The 23,462-nt window shown below is 73.2% G+C and carries 19 protein-coding genes; 14 read left to right on the plus strand and 5 right to left on the minus strand.

What is annotated here, in order from left to right; translation table 11 throughout:
* Positions 1–22 precede the first annotated feature (22 nt).
* Positions 23–880 (minus strand): metallophosphoesterase, encoded by an 858-nt coding sequence (locus tag WMF14_RS17175; RefSeq protein ID WP_437329761.1) that lies wholly within the window; start codon positions 878–880, stop codon positions 23–25.
* A 177-nt stretch (positions 881–1,057) separates the two neighbouring features.
* Between WMF14_RS17175 and WMF14_RS17180 the strand changes: the two genes are divergently transcribed.
* From WMF14_RS17180 to menE, 9 genes are all read left to right on the plus strand, one after another.
* On the plus strand, positions 1,058–2,806 hold the full coding sequence (locus WMF14_RS17180) for a phosphoenolpyruvate carboxykinase (GTP) (protein ID WP_437802229.1): 1,749 nt from the start codon (positions 1,058–1,060) through the stop codon (positions 2,804–2,806).
* Between the two features lie 364 nt (positions 2,807–3,170).
* Positions 3,171–3,728 carry a GbsR/MarR family transcriptional regulator gene (locus WMF14_RS17185; protein ID WP_272098226.1) on the plus strand — a complete coding sequence of 186 codons (558 nt, stop codon included), beginning with the start codon at positions 3,171–3,173 and terminating at the stop codon, positions 3,726–3,728.
* Between the two features lie 91 nt (positions 3,729–3,819).
* Positions 3,820–4,896 carry a polyprenyl synthetase family protein gene (locus WMF14_RS17190; protein WP_272098227.1) on the plus strand — a complete coding sequence of 359 codons (1,077 nt, stop codon included), beginning with the start codon at positions 3,820–3,822 and terminating at the stop codon, positions 4,894–4,896.
* Positions 4,897–4,967: 71 nt separating this feature from the next.
* Positions 4,968–6,242, plus strand: coding sequence for a hydroxymethylglutaryl-CoA reductase, degradative (locus WMF14_RS17195; RefSeq protein ID WP_437802231.1), 1,275 nt, complete (start codon positions 4,968–4,970; stop codon positions 6,240–6,242).
* Entirely contained in the window at positions 6,239–6,970 is a 732-nt protein-coding gene (gene ubiE, locus WMF14_RS17200; RefSeq protein ID WP_437329765.1) for a bifunctional demethylmenaquinone methyltransferase/2-methoxy-6-polyprenyl-1,4-benzoquinol methylase UbiE, read from the plus strand. The genes WMF14_RS17195 and ubiE overlap by 4 nt, the downstream gene beginning before the upstream one ends.
* Before the next feature lie 33 nt (positions 6,971–7,003).
* Entirely contained in the window at positions 7,004–8,848 is a 1,845-nt protein-coding gene (menD, locus tag WMF14_RS17205; RefSeq protein ID WP_437802233.1) for a 2-succinyl-5-enolpyruvyl-6-hydroxy-3-cyclohexene-1-carboxylic-acid synthase, read from the plus strand.
* Between the two features lie 186 nt (positions 8,849–9,034).
* Positions 9,035–9,970 carry a 1,4-dihydroxy-2-naphthoate polyprenyltransferase gene (locus WMF14_RS17210; RefSeq protein WP_437802235.1) on the plus strand — a complete coding sequence of 312 codons (936 nt, stop codon included), beginning with the start codon at positions 9,035–9,037 and terminating at the stop codon, positions 9,968–9,970.
* Positions 9,971–9,975: 5 nt separating this feature from the next.
* A complete protein-coding gene (locus WMF14_RS17215; protein ID WP_437802237.1) occupies positions 9,976–11,049 on the plus strand; it encodes a mandelate racemase/muconate lactonizing enzyme family protein in 1,074 nt (357 codons plus the stop codon).
* Positions 11,037–12,596: an o-succinylbenzoate--CoA ligase gene (gene menE, locus WMF14_RS17220; RefSeq protein ID WP_437802239.1), complete on the plus strand. Its 1,560-nt coding sequence runs from the start codon at positions 11,037–11,039 to the stop codon at positions 12,594–12,596. Before WMF14_RS17215 ends, menE begins: the two co-directional genes overlap by 13 nt.
* 27 nt (positions 12,597–12,623) lie before the next feature.
* Here the strand turns inward: menE and WMF14_RS17225 are convergent, their stop codons facing one another.
* Positions 12,624–13,061, minus strand: coding sequence for an acyl-CoA thioesterase (locus WMF14_RS17225; protein WP_437802241.1), 438 nt, complete (start codon positions 13,059–13,061; stop codon positions 12,624–12,626).
* A 270-nt stretch (positions 13,062–13,331) separates the two neighbouring features.
* On the opposite strand from WMF14_RS17225, the gene WMF14_RS17230 reads away from it, so the two are divergent.
* Complete coding sequence (locus tag WMF14_RS17230; RefSeq protein WP_437802243.1) at positions 13,332–14,300, plus strand: hypothetical protein; 969 nt, start codon at positions 13,332–13,334, stop codon at positions 14,298–14,300.
* 218 nt (positions 14,301–14,518) lie between these two features.
* A complete protein-coding gene (locus tag WMF14_RS17235; protein ID WP_437802245.1) occupies positions 14,519–15,337 on the plus strand; it encodes a lysophospholipid acyltransferase family protein in 819 nt (272 codons plus the stop codon).
* A 24-nt stretch (positions 15,338–15,361) separates the two neighbouring features.
* Here the strand turns inward: WMF14_RS17235 and WMF14_RS17240 are convergent, their stop codons facing one another.
* A complete protein-coding gene (locus WMF14_RS17240; protein WP_437802247.1) occupies positions 15,362–16,549 on the minus strand; it encodes a lipin/Ned1/Smp2 family protein in 1,188 nt (395 codons plus the stop codon).
* 150 nt (positions 16,550–16,699) lie between these two features.
* Between WMF14_RS17240 and WMF14_RS17245 the strand changes: the two genes are divergently transcribed.
* The 3 genes from WMF14_RS17245 to WMF14_RS17255 all read left to right on the plus strand — a co-directional run bounded on the left by WMF14_RS17245 (position 16,700) and on the right by WMF14_RS17255 (position 21,149).
* Positions 16,700–17,356 (plus strand): hypothetical protein, encoded by a 657-nt coding sequence (locus tag WMF14_RS17245; protein WP_437802248.1) that lies wholly within the window; start codon positions 16,700–16,702, stop codon positions 17,354–17,356.
* A 44-nt stretch (positions 17,357–17,400) separates the two neighbouring features.
* Positions 17,401–19,563 carry a protein kinase domain-containing protein gene (locus tag WMF14_RS17250; protein WP_437802250.1) on the plus strand — a complete coding sequence of 721 codons (2,163 nt, stop codon included), beginning with the start codon at positions 17,401–17,403 and terminating at the stop codon, positions 19,561–19,563.
* A 95-nt stretch (positions 19,564–19,658) separates the two neighbouring features.
* Entirely contained in the window at positions 19,659–21,149 is a 1,491-nt protein-coding gene (locus WMF14_RS17255; protein ID WP_437802252.1) for a tetratricopeptide repeat protein, read from the plus strand.
* A 24-nt stretch (positions 21,150–21,173) separates the two neighbouring features.
* Here the strand turns inward: WMF14_RS17255 and WMF14_RS17260 are convergent, their stop codons facing one another.
* Positions 21,174–21,953, minus strand: coding sequence for a hypothetical protein (locus WMF14_RS17260; protein ID WP_437802254.1), 780 nt, complete (start codon positions 21,951–21,953; stop codon positions 21,174–21,176).
* Between the two features lie 86 nt (positions 21,954–22,039).
* Positions 22,040–23,377 (minus strand): NAD(P)/FAD-dependent oxidoreductase, encoded by a 1,338-nt coding sequence (locus WMF14_RS17265; protein WP_437802256.1) that lies wholly within the window; start codon positions 23,375–23,377, stop codon positions 22,040–22,042.
* Between the last annotated feature and the right edge of the window lie 85 nt (positions 23,378–23,462).

The raw sequence follows: 23,462 nt of genomic DNA on the forward strand, positions 1-23,462 counted from the left end.
GGCGACGTTCTCGTCGGGACGCTCAGGGTTCGCTGTGGACGCGCGGCGCGTCGGGGTACAGCGACCGGAGCCCGCGCCAGGCGACGTCGGCCGCGCTCTCCGCGGGCTCGGCGAGATCCCATTCCAGGTAGAGCTTGTCGCCGTCGTAGCAACCGAAGCTCGTCGACAGGCAGAGCAGCGGCTCGCGCTCGGTGGCATACCCCTCGCGCGCGACGTCGTGCCCGTAGATCGCCACGCGAGCGTCCGGGTCGATCGCGCGGAGGAAGGCATAGGCGCGGTCGCTCGACGTGCTCCGCGCCCAGAGCAGCGCGCCGAGCGTCCCGTGCAGGCTCATCTCCGAGAGCGGTACGTCGAGGAACCCGTCGAGCGGGAGCCGATCGAGATCTTGCCGGCTCTGGATGCGGGCGTGCGGCGCCGCATGCAACATGACCAGCCGGGCCGCGCGCGCGGCCGCCACGAACGGCCACCCGCGGAACCAGCTCCGCATCGCCAGCGTGTCCTCCGGGCCGAGGAGGTCTTCGAGCCGCAGCGCCTCGTCCGGGAAGAATTTGGCCACCACCGGACCTCCCACGTGCGCGTGCTCGTGGTTGCCGAGCAGGTAGTGAACCCTGCCGGGGTGGCGTTCCGCGAGACTCCTCGCCTTTTTCAACAAGGTCACGGAATCGCCCCGGTAGAACGAGCCCAGGTAGTCGGGCCATTCACCTTCGTCGAGCTCGGGCCCGTGGACCAGGTCGCCCGTGATCACGAGGACCGCGCCGTCACGGCCGGTCGCCGCCCGCTCGAAGATCTCGGCGATTCGCTCGAAATCCGCGACATTGCCCTGTAAATCGGTGGCGACGATGAGTCTGCCCCGATCAGGGAGGTCGACGACACGCTGCACGTCTCCAGCATAGCCGAACGTCCCTGCGTTCGCCTCGCGTGAACTGAGCCCATCCGACGCGTGAACGCCGGCCGGCTGCCACGCCACGCCCTCTGCCAGAACATCCAGATTTGACGAAATACTACAATAGTACTGTGACTTGGCGGAGGTTCTCGCTCGGGCTAGGCTCGCAGTCGTATGCAAAACCGGAAACTTTCAGCGTGGGTGGACGAGGTCGCCCATCAGACGCGGCCTGATCGGGTCGTCTTCTGTGACGGCTCCGAGGCGGAGAACCGAACGCTGATCCAGGGGATGCTGAGCGACGGTACGCTCCTCGCGCTCGACGGGGAGAGATACCCCAACTGCTATCTTCACCGGAGCGACCCGACCGACGTCGCCCGGACTGAGCACCTCACGTTCATCTGCACTCGCGACAAGGAAGACGCGGGCCCGACGAACAACTGGATGTCGCCGGACGAGGCCTCGCAGCGGGTCGGACGGCTGTTTGACGGGGCGATGAAGGGGCGGACGATGTTCGTCGTCCCGTACCTGATGGGCCCAGTGGGATCACCCTCCTCGAAGGTCGGAATCGAGATCACCGACAGCCCTTATGTCGTGGCGAGCATGCGGATCATGACCCGTATGGGCCGGGTCGCGCTCGATGCGCTGGGCAGCTCCGAGGACTTCTGCAGGGGGCTGCACTCGCTCGGGGACCTGAGCCCCGAGCGCCGCTTCGTCTGCCATTTCCCGGCGGAGCGGCTCATCTGGAGCGTCGGCTCCGGGTATGGGGGCAACGCGCTGCTCGGGAAGAAGTGTTTCGCGCTGCGCATCGCGAGCACGATGGCGCGCGACGAAGGGTGGCTCGCGGAGCACATGCTCATCCTCGGCCTGGAGGACCCGGGAGGGCGGGTGACGTACGTCTGCGCGGCGTTCCCGAGCGCCTGCGGGAAGACGAACCTCGCCATGCTCGTGCCGCCGGCGTCCCAGAAGGGGTGGAAGGTGTGGACGGTCGGCGACGACATCGCCTGGCTGCGGATCGGCCGGGATGGCCGGCTCTGGGCGATCAACCCCGAGGCCGGCTTCTTCGGCGTGGCGCCGGGGACGAGCTCGAAGACGAACCCGAACGCCCTGGCGACGCTGGCCAGGAACTCGATCTTCACGAACGTGGCGCTCACGCCGGAGGGGACGCCGTGGTGGGAGGGCTTCGACGGTCCGGCGCCGCCGGTGCTCACCGACTGGAGGGGACGCCGATGGACGCCCGACAGCAAGGAGCCCGCGGCGCATCCCAACAGCCGGTTCACCGCGCCGGCCCGCCAGTGCCCGTCCATCTCGACGGAGTTCGAGGCCGCAGCGGGCGTGCCCATCTCGGCCATCGTCTTCGGCGGACGGCGCGCGCGCCTCGCGCCGCTCGTCTGCGAGGCGCGCGGCTGGGCTCACGGCGTCTATCTGGGCGCGACGATGGCCTCGGAGACGACCGCGGCGGCCACCGGGAAGGTCGGGGTCGTCCGCCGGGACCCGATGGCGATGCGCCCCTTCTGCGGATACAACATGGGCGATTACTTCCGGCACTGGATCGAGCTCGGCGAGAACCACGCAGCGTTCCCGAAGATCTTCCACGTGAACTGGTTCCGGCAGAGCGAGGCGGGCGCGCTCCTCTGGCCAGGCTTCGGCGAGAACCTCCGTGTCCTCCGCTGGATCGTCGCGCGCGTGCGCGGGGAGGCGAAGGGACGCGACACGGCGGTCGGGATCATGCCCGCGGACGGCGAGCTCGACACGAGCGGCCTCGGCGTGAACGACGAGACGATGCGCGAGCTCTTCGCGATCGATCGCGACGCGTGGCTGGAGGAGGGGCGCGATCGCGAGGCGTTCCTGGAGTCGTTCGGCGCGCGCATGCCCGAAGCGCTGCTCCGGCAGAACCGGGATCTCATGGCCCGGATGCGCGCGTGAGCTAGCGCGGTCGAGAGCGGTTCACGCCTAATTCACGCCTGATTCACGCCACGCACCGCCGCGAGGCCCGGAACGGCCCCGGCCGAAGGCTCGCGGCGGCGACGCGCGAGCCCTGCCCAGGAGCATCCCGGCGCTCGAGCTCGACGCCAGGCCGTGCGGGCGCGCGGGCCAGGAAGAGTGACGCGCGGGCGCACGGGCCAGGAAGAGTGACGCGCCTCCGCGCGGCCGAGGAAATGACGCGCGCGCCCGCGCCAGCCCAGGAACCGACCTGCCCGTCCGCGCTGCGTGGCGAGAACGGTCGGGAATGTCTTGACGCCGGCGCAAGTAGGCCCACACAGTTCTTTCAAAGAATTCTGAAACTTTCATGAGCCACGCAAGCGACATCCATCGCCAGGCGGAGCTGCTCGCGGCGGACGCGATCGGCGACGTCATCGAGCACTGGGGCTTCCGCCGGGTGCTCGGGCGGATTTGGACCGTCCTGTTCATCGAGGGCGGAGCCCTCGCCGCCGCCGAGATCGGCGAGCGGCTGCAGGTTTCCTCCGGCGCAATGAGTATGTCGCTGACAGAATTGCAAAGGTGGGGTGTAGTACGAAGAGTATGGAAACCGGGAGAGCGGAAGGAGTTCTTCGAGGCCGAGACGGACTTCTGGAAGATGATTTCCAAAGTGTTCGCCGAGCGCGAGCGGCTGATCGCCGACTCCGTGAGGGAGCGCCTCGAGCGGGCATCGGCGCTGCTGGAAGGCCTGCCTCCGACCGAAGCCGCCCGGTTCAGCCTCGATCGGGTGGAGCGGCTCCTCTCGTTCGTGATCGTCGCGCAGGCGGCGCTCGACGGGTTCATCAAGAGCAGGACCGTGGATTTCTCGCGGTTCGGGGATCTGGTCCGGTTCCCCATCCGCGCCGTGCGTTCCCGGCGAGGCGCCTAGCGGGACCGTGATTTCGGAGAGCTCGATCGTCACGGGGGGCCCCGCGCGGTGCGGGGCGCAGCGTGCGCTCGTGCTTCCAGGTGGAGATGGGATGACTGCGACTACAACGTTTACTGGGACGGTCCAGCGGAGCGATGTCGTCTCGAGCCTCGGAGGCATGTGCGCTGGGCGAGGGCTCGACGCGCTCGCCGCGCGCCTCGCGGAGCTGAGGCGCCTGCTCGACGGGGACCTCGTCGACATCGAGGGCGAGATCGCGAAGGTCGGGCTGGACGGCGAGACGCCGGCGCACCGGAGCGCACGGCACCTGCTCGGCCTGAACGGCAAGCGGCTGAGGCCCATCTGCGTCGCGCTGGCCTCCCACATCGGGAGCGGCTTCAACGACGCCGCGCGGACGTTCGCGGTAGCGGTCGAGCTGGTCCACAACGCGACGCTGCTGCACGACGACGTCGTCGACCTCGGCGATCGCCGGCGAGGCGCGGACGCGGCGCGGGTCATCTACGGCAACGCCGCCTCGATCTTCGGCGGCGACTACCTCCTGCTCGACGCGCTCTCCAAGATCCAGGCGGTCGGCATGACCGACGTGCTCGAGCGGGTGCTCCTCGTGATCAAGGAGATGGTCGTCGCCGAGGCGCTCCAGCTCGCGTCGCGGGGCCGCGTGCGCACGAGCACGGGCGAGTACTTCCAGATCGTCGACGGCAAGACGGCGTCGCTGTTCCGCTGGGCGATGTTCGCAGGGGCGCGCGCGGGCGGCGTGAGCGAGCCGCTCTGCAAGGCGCTCGAGAGCTTCGGGACGAGCCTCGGGGTCGCGTTCCAGCTCGTCGACGATGTCCTCGACTTCGCGGGCGACCCGGAGGCGACCGGCAAGGCGCTGCTCACGGACCTGCGCGAGGGCAAGATGACGTACCCGCTGCTCCTCGCGATGGAGCGCGACCGCGAGCTCACGCCCGCCCTCGAGGCGCACTGCGCGTCCGAGGACACGGCCGTCGAGCCGGAGCTCGGCCGGCGCATCGCGCAGATCATGGTCGAGGAGCGCGTCGTGGACGACTGCCTCGAGCTCGCCTCCCGGCTCTGCGGGGACGCGGTGCGGAGCATCGAGCCGCTCCCGGAGAGCCCGGCGAAGGCGGCGCTGGAGGGGGTCGCGATGTCGACGCCCCGGCGGAGGCGGTGAGCGGCGATGACGAACCCCTTGATGCAGTGCGCGGAGCGCGCGCTTCTCTCGCGAGCGCGCGGAGACACCCGATGAGCCAACACGTGTCCAGCCGGATCAGCGGCTTCTACAAGCGGTGCCTCGAGGAGCGGCTCAGCGCGATCCAGGCGCTCGGCCTGCTCGACGAGGAGGCGCTCGCGCACCTCGCCAGCGGGGGAGGGCTGCCGACGGCGGTGGCCGATCGGATGTGCGAGAACGTCATCGCGACGCACGCGCTCCCGCTCGGCCTGGCGCTGAACTTCCGCGTGAACCAGCGCGACGTGCTTGTACCGATGGCGGTGGAGGAGCCGAGCGTCATCGCCGCAGCGTCGAACGCGGCGCGCATGGTCCGGCGGTCGGGCGGCTTCTCGGGCGAGGCGGACCCGCCGATCATGACCGCCCAGGTCCAGCTCGATGACGTGCCGGACGCGGAGGCGGCCGCGGGCCGGCTGGAGGCGGCCCGCGCGAGCCTGCTCGCGGCCGGGGACGCGGCCATCCCCAGGATGGTGGCGCGCGGCGGCGGCTGCCGCGATCTCGAGGTGCGCGTCCTCTCGGCGGAGCTCGGCGTGCTCGTCGTGCACCTCTACGTCGAGGTCGGCGACGCCATGGGAGCGAACCTCGTCGACACCGTGGCGGAGGCGGTGGCGCCGCTCGTGCAGCGTATCGCCGGCGGGACGCTGGGCCTGCGGATCCTCTCCAACCTGACCGTCCGCCGCCTCGTCCGGGTGACGGCCACCGTGACGGACGACGCGCTCGGGGGCGCGGACGTGGCGAGCGGCATCGCGCGGGCGAGCCGCTTCGCGGAGCTCGATCCGTACCGGGCGACGACCCACAACAAGGGCTTCATGAACGGGCTCGACGCGGCCGCGGTGGCGCTCGGGCAGGACTTCCGCGCCATCGAGGCGGGCGCGCACGCGTACGCGTCGCTCGGCGGCCGGTACCGGCCGCTCAGCACGTGGGAGCGCATCCCCGACGGGCTCGTGGGGCGCGCGGAGCTGCCGCTCGCCGTCGGCACGGTGGGCGGCGCGACCGAGGTGCACGCCGGCGTGCGCGCCGCGCTGCAGCTCGTGGGCGCGAAGAGCGCGCGCGAGCTCGCGGTGGTGCTGGCGTCCGTCGGGCTGGCGTCCAACCTGGCGGCGCTGCGCGCGCTCGCGAGCGAGGGCATCCAGCGAGGCCACATGCGGCTCCACGAGCGGAAGCGCGCGCTCGGCGTCACGTCCACAGCGGGCGGGGAGGCCGCCGGGCCGGCGTCCGGCGACGGCAAGCGGTTCGCCGCAGAGCGAGCCGAGGCGCCGCGCGCGGCGCACCAGGCGGGAGGCGGAACATGAGCGACGCGAGCCAGGATCAGGCGCCGCGCGGCGGGCGCCGCTTCGGCACGGGCGAGATGTTCGACGGCATCGCCGAGCGGTACGATCTCCTGAACCGGGTCATCTCGCTGGGGCTCGATCAGGGCTGGCGGCGGCGCGCGGTGCGCTCGCTCGAGCTCTCGCCCGGCGCGACGGTGCTCGACCTGGCGACGGGCACCGCCGATCTCGCGATCGCGATCGCGCGGGAGCACGACGTGCGGGTCATCGGCGTCGATCCGTCGCAGGGGATGCTGGGCGTCGGTCGCCGGAAGGTGGAGGCCGCGGGGCTCGCCGGGCGGATCGATCTCGAGGTCGGCGACGCGCAGCAGCTCGGGCTCGGCGACGCGAGCGTCGACGCCATCTCGATGGCGTTCGGGATCCGCAACGTCCCGGATCGCGCGCGGGCGCTCCGCGAGATGGCGCGCGTCACGCGGCCCGGGGGGCGCATCGCGATCCTCGAGCTCAGCGAGCCGCGCAGCGGGCTCATGGGCAAGCTCGCGCGCTTCCACATCCACACGGTCGTGCCGTACGTGGGCGGCGCGATCTCGGGCAAGGACGAGTACCGGTACCTGCAGGACTCGATCGCGAGGTTCCCGCCGCCGGACGAGTTCGCGGAGCTGATGCGCGAGGCGGGGCTGCGCGTGCTCCGCGTGGAGCCGCTCACGATGGGCGTCGTGTGCCTCTTCGTCGCGACGCCCGAGGGGGCCTGACGTGCGCGTGAGAGAGGGCCTCGGGGGGCGGTGATGGGCGGGTCGAACCTCCACTCCGCCTGGGCGCAGCTGTTCGTCCGCGCGCTCGCGCAGGCCGGGGTGCGCGACGTGGTCCTCTGCCCAGGCTCGCGCTCCACGCCGCTCGCGATCGCGGCGATGGAGAGCGAGGAGGTGCGCTGCCAGAGCGTCGTGGACGAGCGCGCCGCCGCGTTCTTCGCGCTCGGGCAGGCGCGCGTCACCGGCCGGCCCAGCGTCTTCGTCTGCACCTCGGGCACCGCCGGCGCGCACGCGCTCCCGGCGATCATCGAGGCGCACCAGAGCTTCACCCCGTTCATCGCGATCACGGCCGACCGCCCGTGGGAGCTCGCCGACGCCGCGGCCTCGCAGACCATCGATCAGACCAAGCTCTTCGGCGACCACGTCCGTCACTTCGCCGAGCTCGGGCTGCCGGATCCGTCGCCCCTCGCGATGCGCGCGGCGGCGCGCATCGCGGCCCAGGCGGTCACGCGCGCGCTCTCGCCGACGCCGGGCCCGGTCCACATCAACGCGCGCTTCCGCAAGCCGCTCGAGCCGGTCGACGCGGCCGGGCCCGAGCCATGGCAGGCGGAGTGGGAGGCGCTGATGCGCCGCGGCGGCACGCGGGTCGTGTCGGCCCGCGCCGGGGTCGATGGGCGCGCGATCGAGGAGATCGCCGCGCGCTGCGCGCGCGCGGAGCGGGGGCTCATCGTGTGCGGCCCCGCCCAGAGCCGAGAGGACGACGCGCGCGCGCGCCGCGCGGTGCTCGCGCTCTCGCGCGCGACAGGCTTCCCGGTGCTCGCCGAGGGCACGAGCCAGATCTGCTTCGGCGGCCTCGCCGAGGGCGTCGTGATGCCGGCGTCGTTCGATTCGTTCCTCCGCGCGCCCGAGTTCCGCGCGGCGAACGCGCCCGACCTCATCCTCGAGCTCGGCGCCCCGCCGACATCGGCCGGGTACGCGACCTACATCGCCGAGCACGCGAGCGCCCGCCGCGTCGTCGTGTCCTCGCACGGCTGGAACGACCCGACGAGCGCCGCGGCCGCCCTCGTCATGGGCGAGCCCGTGGAGGTGTGCGAGGCGCTCGCGGCGCGCCTCGCCGGGGCGGCGCTGAGCCTGGGGCGCGGGCGGCGGGACTGGGCCGCGACGTTCGCGCGCGCCGGCGAGATCGCGGCGGCGCACGCCGCGCGCGCTTGCGCCGGGGACGAGCTGACGGAGGGCGCCGTCGCCCGGATGGTGGCCTGCGCGTGCCCGGCAGGCTCGCTGCTCGCGATCGGCAACAGCATGCCGGTGCGCGACCTCGATACGTACTGCCCGCCATCGGCGCGCGCGCTGCGCGTGCTGCACCAGCGCGGGGCGAGCGGGATCGACGGCCTGGTGTCGGGGGCGGCCGGCGCCCGCGTGGCCGCCGCCGCGCCGGTCACGTTGATGCTCGGCGATCTCAGCCTGCTGCACGATCTGACCGGGCTGCTCCTCGCGGCGAAGGCGGCGGGCGACGGCCGAGCGCCGCTCGTCATCGTGGTGGTCCAGAACGACGGCGGCCGCATCTTCGAGCACCTCCCCATCGCCAGGCGCGGCGCCGAGCTGCTCGAGCGGTGCTTCACCATGCCGCAGCACCTCGATTTCGCGCCCGCGGCGGCGATGTTCGGGCTCGGCTACGAGCGCGCCGGGACCGCCGGAGATCTCGCCCGCGCGCTCGCCGCTGCGTACCAGCGGATGGGCGCGACGCTGATCGAGGCGGTGGTGCCGCCCCACGACGGCGCCGCCCGCGTGGCGCGGCTCTGGTCCGACGTCCGCCGCGACGTCGCGGCCCTGGTCAGCGCGCCGGCCGCGGAGGGGGCGGCGGCCGATCTGCAGTCTCCATGAGCGGCGCGCGCGCCGAGAACCCCGAGCTTGCCGAGAGGGATCCACGATCATGAACCAGGTCAACGCGAACACGAGTCCCGCACCCGACGTCGTCGCGCGCGGCGCGTCCGGCGGCGACGCCGCGCAGCGCGGGAGCGCTCGCGCCGCTGCGGGAGCGCGCGGGCTCCGCGAGCCGGGGAGGGGATCGTGAGCGCCGCGGCGGCTCCTCAGGCGGCGGGCGCGGCGGCCGCGGAGGGCGTGCGCCCCGGCTCTCTCCGGGCGTGGCTCCTCGCGTCCCGGCCGGCGACGCTCACCGCGGCGCTCGCGCCGGTGATGGTCGGGACGGCCGTCGCCTACGCGCTCGGCGGGATGCGGCTCGGCCCGGCGCTCTCGGCGCTCGCGGGCGCGATGCTCATCCAGATCGCGACGAACTTCGCGAACGACGTCTTCGATCACGAGAAGGGGGCCGACACGCACGAGCGGCTCGGCCCCACGCGCGCCGTGCAGGCGGGGCTGCTGACCGCGCGCCAGGTGCGCGCCGGGCTGCTCGTCACGATCGCGCTCACGCTGCCGTTCGGGGTGTACCTGGCGTTCGTGGGCGGGTGGCCCATCGTGGTGATCGGCGTCGTCTCGATCCTCGCTGGCGTCGCGTACACCGGCGGGCCGTACCCGCTCGGCTATCACGGCCTCGGCGACCTCTTCGTGTTCGTGTTCTTCGGCCTCGTCGCCGTCTGCGGTACGGCGTTCGTCCAGCTCGGCTCGGTGCCGCCGCTCGCGTGGGCGGCGGCCGTGCCGATCGGCGCCATCGCCACCGCCGTGCTCGTCGTGAACAACGTCCGCGATCGCGAGACGGACGTCGTCGCCGGCAAGCGCACGCTCGCCGTCCGGCTCGGGCGCCGCGCGGGCGTCATCGAATACGCGATGCTCTTCGCCGTCGCCTACGCGGTGCCGGTCGCGCTCGCCGTCGGCGAGGGCCGGCGGTGGACGCTCCTCGTGTTCGCGACGTTCCCTCGCGCGGTGCGCCTGCTCCGGGTGCTGGCGACGACCGACGGCCGGCCGCTCAACGAGTGCCTCGCCGGGACGGCGAAGCTGCTGCTCGCCTACGCGCTGCTCTTCTCGCTCGGCCTCGCGGCGCAGCTGTAGGGATCATGCGCGTCGTCGATGCCCGCCTCGCGTCCCGGATCCTCGATGGCGCGCGCCGGGGCCTCGTGCTGTCGCTCACCGACGACGACGGGCGCGTCGGCCTGGGCGAGGCCACGCCGCTCCCGGGCTTCTCGCCCGACACGGCCGACGAAGACGAGCGCGCGCTCGCCGAGCTGCCGGGGGCGCTCGGCGCGATCGACCCGCCGGCCGAGGGCGCGACACCGGCGGCCGCGGCGTCCGCGATCCTGCGCGCGCTCGCGCCGCTGTCATCGCGGCTGCGCCATCTCCCGGCGGCGCGCTTCGCCGTGGAGACGGCGCTTCTCGATCTGCTGGGCCAGCGCCTCGGCCTCTCGATGTCGGCGTGCCTCGGCGGACACCGGCGCCACGCCGACGTCCAGGTCAACGGCCTGCTCACGACCTCGGTGGCGCTGCCGGAGATGCTCGAGCGCGCTCGCGCGCTCGCCGCGCGCGGCGTCCGCGCCATCAAGGTGAAGCTCCGCTCGCGCGGGGAGGACGGCTTTGCGCGCGACCTCGAGGCGCTGCGCGCGCTGCGGCGGGAGCACCCGGGCGTCGAGCTCCGGCTCGACGCGAACGCGGCATGGTCGCTCGACGAGGCGCCGCGTCGGCTCGCGCTCCTCGCGCCGCTCGGCCCGCGCTTCGTCGAGCAGCCGGTCGCGCCAGAGCTCCTCCATCACCTCGGCGCGCGCGAGGTCCCGTGGGCGGCCGACGAGTCGCTCGCGGTCGAGGGCATGCCGGAGCGCCTGCTCGAAGCGGAAGGCTGCGCTGCGTTCATCCTGAAGCCGGCGATGCTCGGCCTGCTGCGCGCGCACGCGCTCGGCTGCAGGGCGCAGGCGCGCGGCATCGACGCCGTGGTGACGCACCTCTTCGACGGGCCCATCGCGCTCGCCGCCTCGTGCGAGCTCGCGCTCGCCTTGCCGCGCCCGCCGCTCGCGTGCGGCCTCGACGCGCATGCCGGTCTGGAGGCGTGGCCCGCGATCCAGATCCCGCAGCTCCGCGAGGGCGGCCTGGTCGCGGCCAGCGATCGGCCCGGCCTCGGCATCCGGCCATGGACGGGCTGAGCCTCCTCGATGCCGCGCGCGATCCGGCGACCGCCGCCCGGACAGCGATCGTCCACGGCGGCGCCGGGGACGACGCGCCGCGCGCGATCGACGTCCCCGTTCTCGGCTTAGGCCCCGGCGGCGCTCTCCGCTTCGGCGAGCTGGCACCCGCGGTCGCGGCCGTGTGCGCCCGGCTCGCCCGCGCGGGGGTAGGGCCGGGAGCCCGCGTGGCGCTCGTCGCCCCGAACGCGCTCGGGACCGTGGTCGTCATCCACGCGCTGCTCGCGCTCGGCGCCGTGCTCGTCCCGATCCACCCCCGGCTCACGGCCGGCGAGGCGAGCCTCCTGCTCGACGACGCGCGCCCCGACCTCGTTCTGCGCGAGCCGGCGCTCGCCGCCCTGCTCGACGACGCCGCGCCGGAGATCGACGCGCTCCGCGAGCGCGGGGCGCGCGCCGCCGAGGCGGCGCGCGTCCCGCCCCCGGACACATCCGGCGATCTGGCGATCGTCTACACGTCGGGCACCACCGGGCGTCCCAAGGGCGCGGTGCTCTCGCGCCGGGCGATCCTCGCCGCCGCCGAGGGGAGCGCGGCCAACCTCGGCGTGCGCGACGACGATCGCTGGCTGCTCTGCCTTCCGCTCTGCCACGTCGGTGGCCTCTCGATCGTGACCCGCTGCTTGCTCGCGCGGCGCGCTGTCATCCTCGCGCCGCGCTTCGATCCCGCCTCGGTGCTCGCCTCGATCGTCCGCGACCGCGCGACGTTGCTCTCCGTGGTGCCGACGATGCTGCTCGCGCTGCTGGAGGCCGATCGCGACAACGTCCTCGCCCGGCTCCGGGCGGTGCTCGTCGGCGGCGCGGGCGCTCCGGAGCGGGCGCTCGATGAGTGCGCGCGCCGCGGGATCCCGGCGCTCACCACGTACGGCCTCACCGAGGCGTGCTCGCAGGTCACCGCGCAGCGCCCGCGCGATCCGCGCGCGAGGGAGCCGGGCTCCGGCTCCCCGATCGCCGGCGTCGAGCTTCGCATCGAGGGCGCCGGCAGCGACGGCGTGGGCCGCATCGAGATCCGCGGCCCGGTGCTGTTCCGCGGCTACTACCGCGGCCCCGACCGCGCGCCGGAGCTCGCGGTCGACGGCGCCGGGTGGTTCGGCACCGGCGATCTCGGCGCGCTCGACGCCGCCGGGCGGCTGCACGTCGCGGCGCGCCGCAGCGATCTCATCGTGACCGGCGGCGAGAACGTGTACCCCGCCGAGGTGGAGCAGGTCCTCGCGTCCTGCGCGGGCGTCGCCGGCGCGGTGGTGTTCGGCGTGCCTGACGAGCGCTGGGGCCAGGTCGTCGCCGCGGCGATCGTCCCGGATCGGGGCGCGCCCGGCGCGACGGGCGGCGCCGCGCCCTCGCCCGCATTGCTCGGCGACCTCGCGGCCGTCGTCGCGGCGCGGCTCGCCCCGCACAAGCGCCCGCGGCGGCTCTGCGCCGTCGCGGCGCTGCCGCTCACCGCGGCCGGCAAGCTCGATCGCGCCGGCGCGGCGGCGGAGCTCGCGGCTGCGCTCGCCCCGTTTCCACCGCGCTAGCGCCCGGCGCGCCGTCGCTCGGAGCGGCTATGCGAGCGCGCTGCGCAGATCGCCCGGGAGCGGGCACGGCGTGAAGCGCGCGCCGTCGATGCACACGTGCACGGTCTGCCCGATGGCGGCGACCCGGCCCGCCGCCGTCACGCGGTAGCCCACCGTGAACGACGTGTCGCCGAGCTTCGGCGCGAGCACCTCGACCTCGATGGCGTCGCCGAACCGGAGCGGCAGGAGGTAGTCCGCCTCGGCATGGACGAGCGGGAGCTTGATCGTGCCGCCCGCGATCATGGCGGGGAGGTCGACGCCTCGCTCCTTCAACGCGATCATGTAAGCGTCGCTGAAATACTCGAGGACCCGCGGATAGAAGACGATCCCGGCCGCGTCGACGTCCTGGAAGCGCACGGCGCGGCGCTCCACGGCGAGGCGCGGCGCGGTCTGCTTGAGCTCATCGACGCTGAACGCGCGCTTCATCGCGCCGCAGGGTAGCGCAGAGGCGCTGCTCACGTCGCGAGGAGCGCGGTGCTCCGCCGCACCGCGGCGCCCTCCTTCTCCGGCTCTGACGCGGGCGGTCACGTCGGACCGGCGGCGCTTCGTCGCGTCGTTCCCCTGTCCCTTTCCGCTCGCCGTCGTCCGTTTCGCGGTCCATGCTCGCCCGCGATGGCTGACCGACGTCCCGGCGGTCTCGGGGCCGGGTCCCGCAGGCTGCGTCGCGCCACCGCGAAGGAGAGCGAGCGCCGCGCGATGCGATGCCTCGGGGCCCGAGCGCCGCGCTCCCGCGGCGTGGTCGCGGCGCTCGCCTGCCTCCTCGCGGCGTGCTTCGCGGCTGCGTGCGAGTCGGCGCCGGCGTCGACCCCGACGCCGATGCCCTCCCAGAGCCCGCCCGTCGCTGCGCTGCCGCGGCCTGCGTTCGCGGAGTCCTCGGCGCCGACCGGCGCGGCGCACGCGTCGAACCCGCTCGGCCTCCCCCCGTATCCGATCAAGCTCGAGCCAGGCCGCCGCGTGTTCACCTTCTCGGACCGGATGCTCGCCGGGGCCAAGCTCGGGTCCACGCTCGTGCTGTACGCGGGCACGGTGGTCGGCTTCGACGGCGACGACCTCATCGTCGAGGGGAGGGGCGGACCGTCGTACAAGGTTCACCCGGGCTACGTCATCCCCGTGCCCGACGCGCCCCGCCTCCGGCCCCACGACCCGCTGCTCACGGAGTGGAACGGCGTCATGAAGCACGCCGTCCTCACCCGCTTCGTGAAGGACAAGATCGAGGTCCGCTACACCGACATGGACCCGCGAACCCCGCTCGCGCAGCTCAAGGGCGTTCGCTTCGTCGTGCAGACCGCGGGGCTCGCGCCCGGCAACTTCGCCGCATGGAAGGACGGCGAGACGTGGCGCCACGTGCTGCTCGTGTCGCGGCTCGGCGGTCCCGCGGCCGAGCCAGGCGCCGTCCTGACGTCGCTGTCCAGCAGCTCCGCGCGGTGGTTTGCCCTCGGTTACGGCGGCGCCGCGCTGCTCGCCGACGAATCGGCGCTCCGCCCGCTCCCCGTCAAGCCGCAGCTCAAGATCGGGGCGAGCGTCTGGGCCGAATGGGTCGGCGCGCTGCGCCCAGCCGTCGTGCAGAGCGCCGAAGAGACAGGCCTGTACACGGTGAAGTTCGAGCGCGCCGGGCGGCCGGCCACGGTCGGCTGGGGGCTGCTCACGCCGCCGCTCCAGCCGTAGCCGCACGGCGCCCCAAGAGCGCGTCGCTCGAGCCGCCACCCTGGCCGGCGGAGCCGTCCCGACTCATGGCGAGCTTCCGACGTGGGCGAACGCCGGATCGCGATCTCGCCGCGTCGCGGAGCGGCGATCTGGAGTCGAGCAACGTCGCACGCACACAGCGATGGTGCGCAAGCCACTACGCGTTTTCGCCCGACATGGAGAGTGGTAAGCGCTGTAGTATGGATCTCAAGAGCGCATGGCTGGCGACGCGCCAGTGGGTCCCTTTCACCCTCAGGACCATGGCGTACGGCACAGTGTCTCTGACGCTGGGCCCCCTCACGCCGCAGCGCTCGGCGAGCCTGTGGGCGATGCGCCGCTGGTGTCAGGCGAGCGCGCGAGGGCTCGATATCGAGATCCAGGCGAGCGGGCTCGAGAACGTCCCTCCCGGGGTGTTCGTCTACTGCTCGAACCACCAGAGCCTTCTTGACATTCTGGCCCTCGGCGCCGTTCTGCCAGGCGATTTCAAGTGGGCCGCCAAGCGCTCCCTCATGAAGATCCCGTTCCTCGGCTGGCACCTCCGGCTCGCGGGCCATGTGCCTGTCGATCGCACGGTCGGCTCCCGCGCCGCGGTCGAGGCGATCGCGCGGTTCGAGGAGGTGCTCAGGAGCGGCAAGCCGCTGCTCGTCTTCCCCGAGGGGACGCGGAGCGAGGACGGCATCCTCCGGGAGTTCAAGAACGGCGGCTTCTATGCAGCCGTCCGCGCCGGCGTGCCCGTGGTGCCGGTCGCCATCGACGGCACGCACCTCCTCATGAAGAAGGGCGCCATCGACACCGGCGACGGCACCCTGCGGATCGTCCGCGTCCGGGTCGGCGCGCCGATGGCCGTGCGCCCGGACGGCCGCGAGGGCGCGCGGGTCAACGAGCTGCGCGAGCGCGCCCACGCCGCGGTGAGCGAGCTCCTCCGCTCGATCGGCGGTCGCGTCGAAGCGCCGGCCGGCGCCGCGGCCGCATCGGAGGCGCCGGCGAGCGGCGCCCGGACCGAGCAGGCGTCCGGCTGACGGGCGACGCGCCGGCCGGGTGGATCAATCGCAGAGGCTGGGGAGCGCGTCGATCTCGGCGAACAGCTCGTCGTAGCTGTCGATGCGACGGCCCCCGTGCGACTCATCGTCGAACCGATAGAACACGCGCTGCGCGAGCGGCATCACGCCGGCGTTGTCGTAGGCCTCGGCGTCGGTCGCCGTGTTGCCGAAGGCCCACGCGGGCAGCATCTCCCTTCCGTCGAACAGCCGCTCCAGCTCCGCTGTCTTGTACTCCACGGCGCGGTCGCCCACCGCGCCGGTCAGGCTCAGCGTCGTGTGCACGATGCCAGGCGGGAAGCCGTACGCCTCGATGAAGTCGCGCGTGCGCTGGACGAGCCACTCCGGCCGCGCGGTCAGGTACATCGGGCGGTAGCCCTTCGACGTGAGCCGGTGGAACGCCGCCGCGGCGTGCGCGTGCACGTCGGGCAGCTCGCCGAGGAGGAGCGAGGTGAACTCCTCGGTCTCCGTGCCGGTGAGCGTCCCATCGACGTCGCTGACGAACACCGGGGCGCCCCGCGGGACGACCTCGATGAAGAGGTCGGTGCTCGAGAGGTCGCCGCGGACGACCAGGTGGACCCGGTGCCGGCCCGGACCGAGCCGCTGCGCCGCGGGGATCTCGAAATAGACGCGGCCGCCGTCATCGCTGACGCCCTCGACCGCGCGGTGCGCCGAGTCCGCCTCCGTCGTGGTCGCCGAGCCGAGGCGCTCCCACGCGCCGCCGCAGCCGCGGAGCAGATAGATGTCGACCCGCTCATCCTTCAGGTCCTTGTCCGTGATCCCGTAGGCGAACTTTCCGATGATCCACTGCGGGTCGTCCGGCGTCAGGTAGAGGTCGCGTCCGCGGTGGTTGGGGCTCCCAGCGCCGGCGATGAGGTACGAGGACGGGTGGTTCCAGGCGAGCTCCTCCCCCGGATCCGGCGGCGGCGCATCGCACGCCGGAGGTGGGTCGCAGAAGGCCCCCGGCGCCCCGGCGCCGCTCGAACCGCCGTCCTCGCCGCTCGGCGCGCCGCCGCCGCCATCGCCCTTGCCCCCGCCGCCATCGCTCTGGCCCCCACCGCTGTTCTGGCCGTCGCCATCGCCGCCCCGGCCATCACTGTCGCCGCCCTGGCCCCCGCCTCCGCTGCCGCTCGGCGCCCACTCGAGCGTCCCGTCGGCCGATCCGCAGCCGATCGCGAGCGCTGTTGTCGCCATGACAAGTAGTATCCTGGTCTGCATCGGGCCCGAGTGTGACCGAGTCGCCCCCATTCGAACAGCGAGCTCCGGTCGTCGATGGCGTCGCTGTAGACCGCGCTCGCCCCTTGCGTGCCGGCCTGACTCCGGGCAATCGTAGCTGCCCCAACGATGCCCAAGCCCGACCCGAAGGTCCTGCTCCGCCACGCCGGTGACTATCTCAAGGCGCACCCCGAGGAGATCGCGAGGGCGCTGCGCGGCGCGCTGCGCCTGCGGTTCGGCGTCCCGATCGATGCGCTGCGCTATCTGGCGAGAGAGCTCAGCGGCGGCAAGCGCGCGCCGAAGGACATCGTGATCGAGGCCGCGCCCCCGGGCCTGCGCCTCGCGCTGACGGTGAAGGTCATGGGCGCCCCGATCCGGGCCTCGTTCACGGCCTTCGCCGAGGAGCTCGACGTGCGCGCGGACGCGATCCAGGTCGGCCTGCGGATCGCCGACCTCAAGCTGCAGGTGATGGGCGACGAGGCCTCGCCGATCGCCGGGCTGATCGGCTCGGGGGCGATCGACCTGAACAAGCCGGGCGATCTCGTCTCCTTCATGCCCAAGCGGCCCGCCGCGCTGATCGACGCGAAGGATGACAGGATTACCCTGGATCTCCTCAAAATCCCGGCCCTCGGCGGGAATCCGACGGTCGCGCGGGCGCTGCGCATCTGCGCGCCGGTGCTCGGTGTCCGTGCGCTCAAGACCAAGGATGACCACCTGGACGTGCACCTCAAGGCCACCCCCTCCGGGGTCGCCGCCGCGATCGCCGCGGTGCGCGCGGGCGTCTGATGCTCTTTCCGCTGGGGGCCGTCGCCCGCTAGACTTCTCCGTGCATGTCTCGGCTCCCCGAGCCCGCGCCGGCTGCGCTCTCGCTTCAGTTCCTTGCAGAGATCGCGTCCGGGGCCACCACCCGCGTTGATCTCTGCAGGTCGGCAGGTCCGCACCGGCCTGGGGAGCTGCTCGCCGTCAAGCGGCTGCACCCGCACTTCGCCGAGGATCAGAACGTCTCCACCCGGTTCCTCGACGAGGTGCGCACGACCGCGGCGCTCAAGCACCCGAACGTGGTCGAGGTCGCGGGCTGGGGGACGGACGAGCAGGGATGGTACTTCGCCGTCGAGCTCGTGCAGGGCGTGAGCCTCGCGCGGCTCATGAAGACCGTCTTCGACACGGGCGAGATGTTCTCCGAGCGGCTCGTCGTCCACGTCGGCGCGACGCTCTGCCGCGGGCTCAGCGCGGCGCACGAGCTCCGCTCGCCAGGCGGCGCGCTGCTCAACCTCGTGCACCGCGATCTGACGCCGGGCAACGTGCTCGTCGGCTTCCAGGGCGAGGTGAAGATCGCCGATTTCGGGCTCGCCAAATCGTCGCTCCGCGTGATGACGACGGCCGTCGGGGCGCGCCGCCGCGTGACGACGTACATGGCGCCGGAGCAGGCCCGCGGGGGCGCCGCCGACAAGCGCTCCGACCTGTTCTCGCTCGGCGTCGTGCTGTTCGAGCTCTTCACTGGCAAGCACCCGTGGCCGTCGACGAGCGACTACGAGCTCCTGCGGAGCATGTCGACGCAGCCGGCGGCCGATCTCCGGGAGCTCCGGCCGAAGATCGACAAGGAGCTCGTGTCGATCGTGATGCGCTGTCTCGAGAGGGACCCGCCGTCGCGCTTCCAGAGCGCGGACGAGATCCTCGCTCGGCTGGAGGGCTGGCTGCACAGCCACGGGTACCACGAGGGCAACGAGGAGGCGCTCGGGCGCTTCGTGCGGCGCAACGCGATGAGGCAGATGCGCTGGTTCGAGCGCGCCGTCACCGGCGGCTTCGCCGGCGTCGCCAAGGCGCCGCGCCCCTCGCTCTCGACCGCGCGGGCGATCCCGCGCCGGCCATCGGCCGATCCGCGGGGCAGGGGTGCGAACGCGCCCGGATGGCTGCGCAGCGACGGGGGGGCGCGCGCTCAGGACGGCGACGCGACCGACATCGAGGCGCGCCGCGGGACGCTGTCCCATTCGCCGACCGGCCTCACGCCGAGCGACGTGGACGCCGCGGACGACGATCTGGGCCGGCGTGGTGCCATGGCCTCCGAGACGGCCGACGAGGCGACGGTCGTCGTCGGCAGCAACGGCAGGGGGCGCGCCGACCCCGGGTCCTCCAGCTCGGGCGGAGGACGGCGGCGCAGCAGCCTGCCCTCGTACGGATCCATCACCGAGCGGGACAGCGAGCCGCTGCCGATGTTCGGGAACGAGCCGCGCGCGACGCCCGGGAACGAGGCGACGCCCTCGATCTCGAGGGTGGCCGCGTTCGCCGTGGATCATGACGCCGACACACCGCTCACGGCGCAAGGCGCGCCGGGAGGCGCGCGGCCGCTGCACGCGGAGGTCGACCGCCTCACGACCGAGGCGCTCCGGCTCCGCGAGGAGGCGCGCTTCGCGGTCGCCCACGCCGAGCGCAAGCTGGCGCTGGCCAAGGTGGCTGCTCACCTCTCCGAGATGGCCACCGAGGCGCTGCGCCTCTCCGCGAGCGCCGCCCCGGAGCGCGCGTCGCACCGCCTCGACGAGGCGCTCGCGCTCGAGCGGGCGATGCACAAGGTCATGTCCACGCCGCTCACGCTCGCGCCCGAGACGACCGCGCTGCCTGTCGCGTGGGGCAACGAGCAGCGGTCCATCCTCGCCCAGCTCGGCCTCGAGCACCTGGCATCACCCGCCACGTCGAGGCCCTCGGACTTCGGCGCGCCCCCGCATCGGCTGACTCCGGCGCCCGGGGACGCGAGCGCGGCGCAGCAGCTCATGGCGACCGGCCCCGCGAGGAGCGACGCGGCAGGCGTGCCATCCGCTGCGCTCGCCGTCCGGGGCGACGCTGCGGGCGACGCGATCGGCCCGCCCACCGCTGCGGACGCTGACGCGTTTCAGGCCAGCCTCCGGCCGATGCTCCTCGGCGTGCCGCGCGCGCTCGCGCTCGCCGTCGCGGCGGCGGCCTTCATGGCGTTCGTCTTGCTGGCCTGGCTCTATTCCTGAGCGCCGCTGCGCCCGCGAGCGCGCGACGCGCGACGCGCGCCGCGCCGAGACGTCGCTTGATCCCGGCGGGGCACGGCGGCTACCGTCCTTGGATCATGAGCGAGCAAAGCGACTGGGTGCTGATCGGCCTGGATGAGACCACGGCGCGCCGGCAGGGGATCCCCGCGCGCATGCCGGTGCCTCGGGGTGAGTTCGAAGGGCTGGCCGACAAGGGGCTCGGCATCGACGCCGCCCGCAAGTGGATCAAGGACTTCCTCACGAACTCCGAGCCCGGCAAGAGCGGCGTCTGGCGCAAGCAGAACAGCACGCTCGTCTCGCAATTCGAGGCGTTCCTCGACAAGGCTCCGGTCTGGGAGCGCGCGCAGAAGGCCTTCGGCGAGCGCGACTACGAGAAGGCGATCTCGGCGCTCAAGCGCATCATCACGATGGATCCTGACGATCACGCCGCGCGGCTGAACCTCGCCTCGGCGCAGGCGAACATGGGCGATCACCCCGCGGCGCTGAAGAGCTTCCAGGCGATCCGAAAGACATTCCAGGGGGACGCCGACTACCACGTGGCGGTCGGGCAAGTGCACCTGGCGATGCAGAAGAAAGACGCCGCGCTCGACGAGATGGTGCTCGCGCTCGAGGCGAAGCCCGACTGCCAGCCGGCGCTGGACGCGATGGTCCAGCTCGGGGTCCTCACGCCGATCTACGAGAACCCGCGCGACGCGGCCTCGCTCGTCTACGTGCGCTCCGACGCGGTGCTCGAGTACCTCGCGGGCCAGTGGGACGCGGCGCCGCGCGACGGCGCCTTCTATCTCGAGCAGCTCACCTACCACGAGCGCGAGCTCCGCCACGACGTCGCGCTGGCCGCGGCGGAGCGCGCCGTCGCCGCCTCGGGCGAAGGGGCGAGCGGCGAGCGCGCGCACCTCGCGCGGATCGCCGCGCTCCGATCGCTCGGGCGCACCGACGAGGCGCTCGCCGCGGCCGAGGCCTTCGTCGCGACGACGCCGTCCTCGTCGGGCGCCTGGGTCGAGCTCGCCAAGTGCCTGTCCCAGGCGGGCCGCGGAGCGGAGGTGCCCGCCGCGGTCGAGCGCGCGCTGGAGAGCGACCCAGGCGATCTCGCGGCGCTCTCGCTCCGGTTCTGGCCGAGCGATCCCGCGGACATCCAGAAGGTCAACGAGGCGATCCCCGCGCTCGCCGCCTTCGTCGCGGCTCACCCCGAGAGCGCCGGCGCGCGCCGCTCGCTCGCCCGCGCCGAGCTCGTCGCAGGTCGGATCGACGACGCGCTGGCGGGCTTCGCGGCGGCCGTCGCGCTCGCGCCCGGGGACGACGATCTCCGGGCCGAGCACTGGACCGAGCTCGGGAAGCAGCAGCGGTACCCGGACATCATCGCCGATGCGGCGAGGCTCTCGGATCTCGCGAAGCGCGACTGGAAGCTGCGATGGAACGAGGCCGAGGCGTACGCCGCGCTCGGCAAGAACATCGAGGCGCGGGCGGCGTTCTCGGCCATCAACTTCGACGAGTCGCTGCACGTCGACGTGCGCCGCAGGGCCAAGCGCGCCGTCAAGACGATGGATGAGACGCCGCCCGTCGTGCCGTGACGCCGAGCCGCGGGCGGCGCGCGCTCAGAGCGAGCCGGAGACGCCGAGCCCGACGGCGTCGCCCGTGACGATCGGCTTCACCGAGAGGGAGACGTCGTTGCGGACGAGCTTCTTCTCGGGCGCCGCGAGGCCGCCGATGAACATCGCGGCCCCGGCGACCTGAGCCAGCCCGTCGACCATGAGGACGAAGACGCCGCCGCCCTTCGCATCGGCGGTGCCGACGGTGATGAAGGGGCCGGCGAGCGGGATGTAGAGCGGGAGGTAGCTCTCCCCGCTGCCGCCGCTCGCCCTGTCCGCGCTCTCCGCGACGAGCCCGACCATCGCCGAGAGGATGTAGGTGACCCCGAACGTCACGGCGCCGCCGATGACCAGGCCGCGGCGCGCCCTCTCCTCGACGCGGTAGCCCTCCGGGACGGCCTGCCCTTCCTCGTAGTTCATGATCCTCGGGCCGACCGGGTACGAGCCGGGAGTCGAGGCGTATCCGGGCGGCGGGGCGTAGCCCGGAGGCGGGGCGTAGCCGGGAGGCGGGGCATAGCCCGGAGGCGGGGCGTAGCCGGGAGGCGGGTAATAGCCGGGCTGCTGCCCGTAGGGGGCAGGCGCGCCGTACGGCGCGGGGGCTCCGTAGGGCGCGGGCTGCGGCTCGGCGCCGGCAGGGGCGGCTGCGCGCGGCGGCGCGGACGCAGCAGGAGGCGCCTGCGCGAAGGCGGAGGGGGCGCCGAGCAGGAGTGCGGCGAGAGGTGCTGCGCTGGCGAGGAGCGCTCGCCACGGATGCGTCGGGGCGCCCTGTCCGGGATGGATCGTCATGGTCAATGACGCTAACGCAGCTCCGTCGCCAAGGTCCAGACGAGCGCAGGTCGCCGGCGCGTGGCGTGTGTGCTCCAGGGCCGCGCCTAGGCGCGTGTGCGCGCGGGCTCCATGGGCTGGTGCCTCCTGACGGCGCCACCGTCCTTGCGCGCCTCGAGCTCCGGCGCGCGGTGGTCCTCCAGGAGCGGCGGGATCTCGCCCGTGATCAACCGTGAGGCGCGCTGGTAGGTCACGTAGGACAGGGCCCACGAGAACAGCACCAGGAAGCGGTTACGGAAGCCGATCAGGAAGAGGATATGGACGAACAGCCACGCGAGCCACGCCAGGAACCCGGAGAGCTTCAGCTTGCCGAAGTCGGCGACCGCCGCCGCGCGCCCGATCGTCGCCATGGATCCCCGGTCGTTGTATCGGAACGGCAGCCGCGGCAGCCCCCGCAAGGTGCGCGCGATGCTGCGCGCAGCGTGGCGCCCTCCCTGGATCGCCGCGGGCGCCACGCCGGGCACGGGCGTCCCGTCCTCCTGCTTCAGCGACGCGAGGTCGCCGATCACGTAGATGTCCTCGTGACCCGGCACCGTCAGGTCCGGCGCCACCAGCACGCGCCCTGCCCGGTCGAGCGGCGCTCCCAGGGTGCGGGCGATGGCCGACGCCGCCACGCCGGCCCCCCAGAGCACGGTCCTGGCTTCGATCCGCTTGTCGCCGATCGAGACCCCCTCCTCGTCGATGCCGGTGACGCGGCAGTTCGTCCGCACCTCCACATTGAGCGCGGCCAGCTGCTGTTTCGCCTTCTCGCCGAGCTCCGGGACGTACGACGGCAGCACCTGCCCGGCCCCTTCCAGCAGGACGATGCGGGCCTTGCTCGGGTCGATGTGCCGGAACTCGCGCCTGAGCGTGTGCCTCGAGAGCTCCGAGAGGGCACCGGCGAGCTCGACGCCCGTCGGACCCGCGCCCACCACGACGAACGTCATCCAGGCGCTCCGCCGCGCCGGATCGGGCTCGCGCTCGGCCGCCTCGAAGGCGACGAGGACGCGCCGGCGAATCTCGAGCGCATCCTCGACGGTCTTGAGCCCGGGCGCGAAGGCCGCCCACGCGTCGTTCCCGAAGTACGAGTGCGACGCCCCGGCCGCGACGATCAGCTTGTCGTAGCCGAGCTCGCCGTCCTCGAAGATCACCCGCTTCTGGACGGGGTCGATCGCCTTCACCTCGGCGAGGATCACGCTCGTGTTCTTCTGCTTGCGCAGCACGTGGCGGATGGGCGTGGCGATGTCGCTCGCGCTCAGGCCCGCCGTCGCGACCTGGTACAGGAGGGGCTGGAACGTGTGATGGTTGTGCCGGTCGATCACGGTCACGCGTACCGGCTCGCGCCGGAGCGCCCGCGCCGCGTAGAGGCCGCCGAAGCCGGCACCGATGATGACGACGTGCTCCATGCCGTGGCCCTGGTTCCCGTGTGCCACCGCAGCAAGAGCAGGAGCCGCAGATCTCCCGATTTGACCCTGGACGTGAAGGGGCGCC

It is taken from the genome of Sorangium sp. So ce693, from assembly GCF_051521375.1.
In the GTDB taxonomy this organism is placed as follows: domain Bacteria; phylum Myxococcota_A; class Polyangia; order Polyangiales; family Polyangiaceae; genus Sorangium; species Sorangium atrum.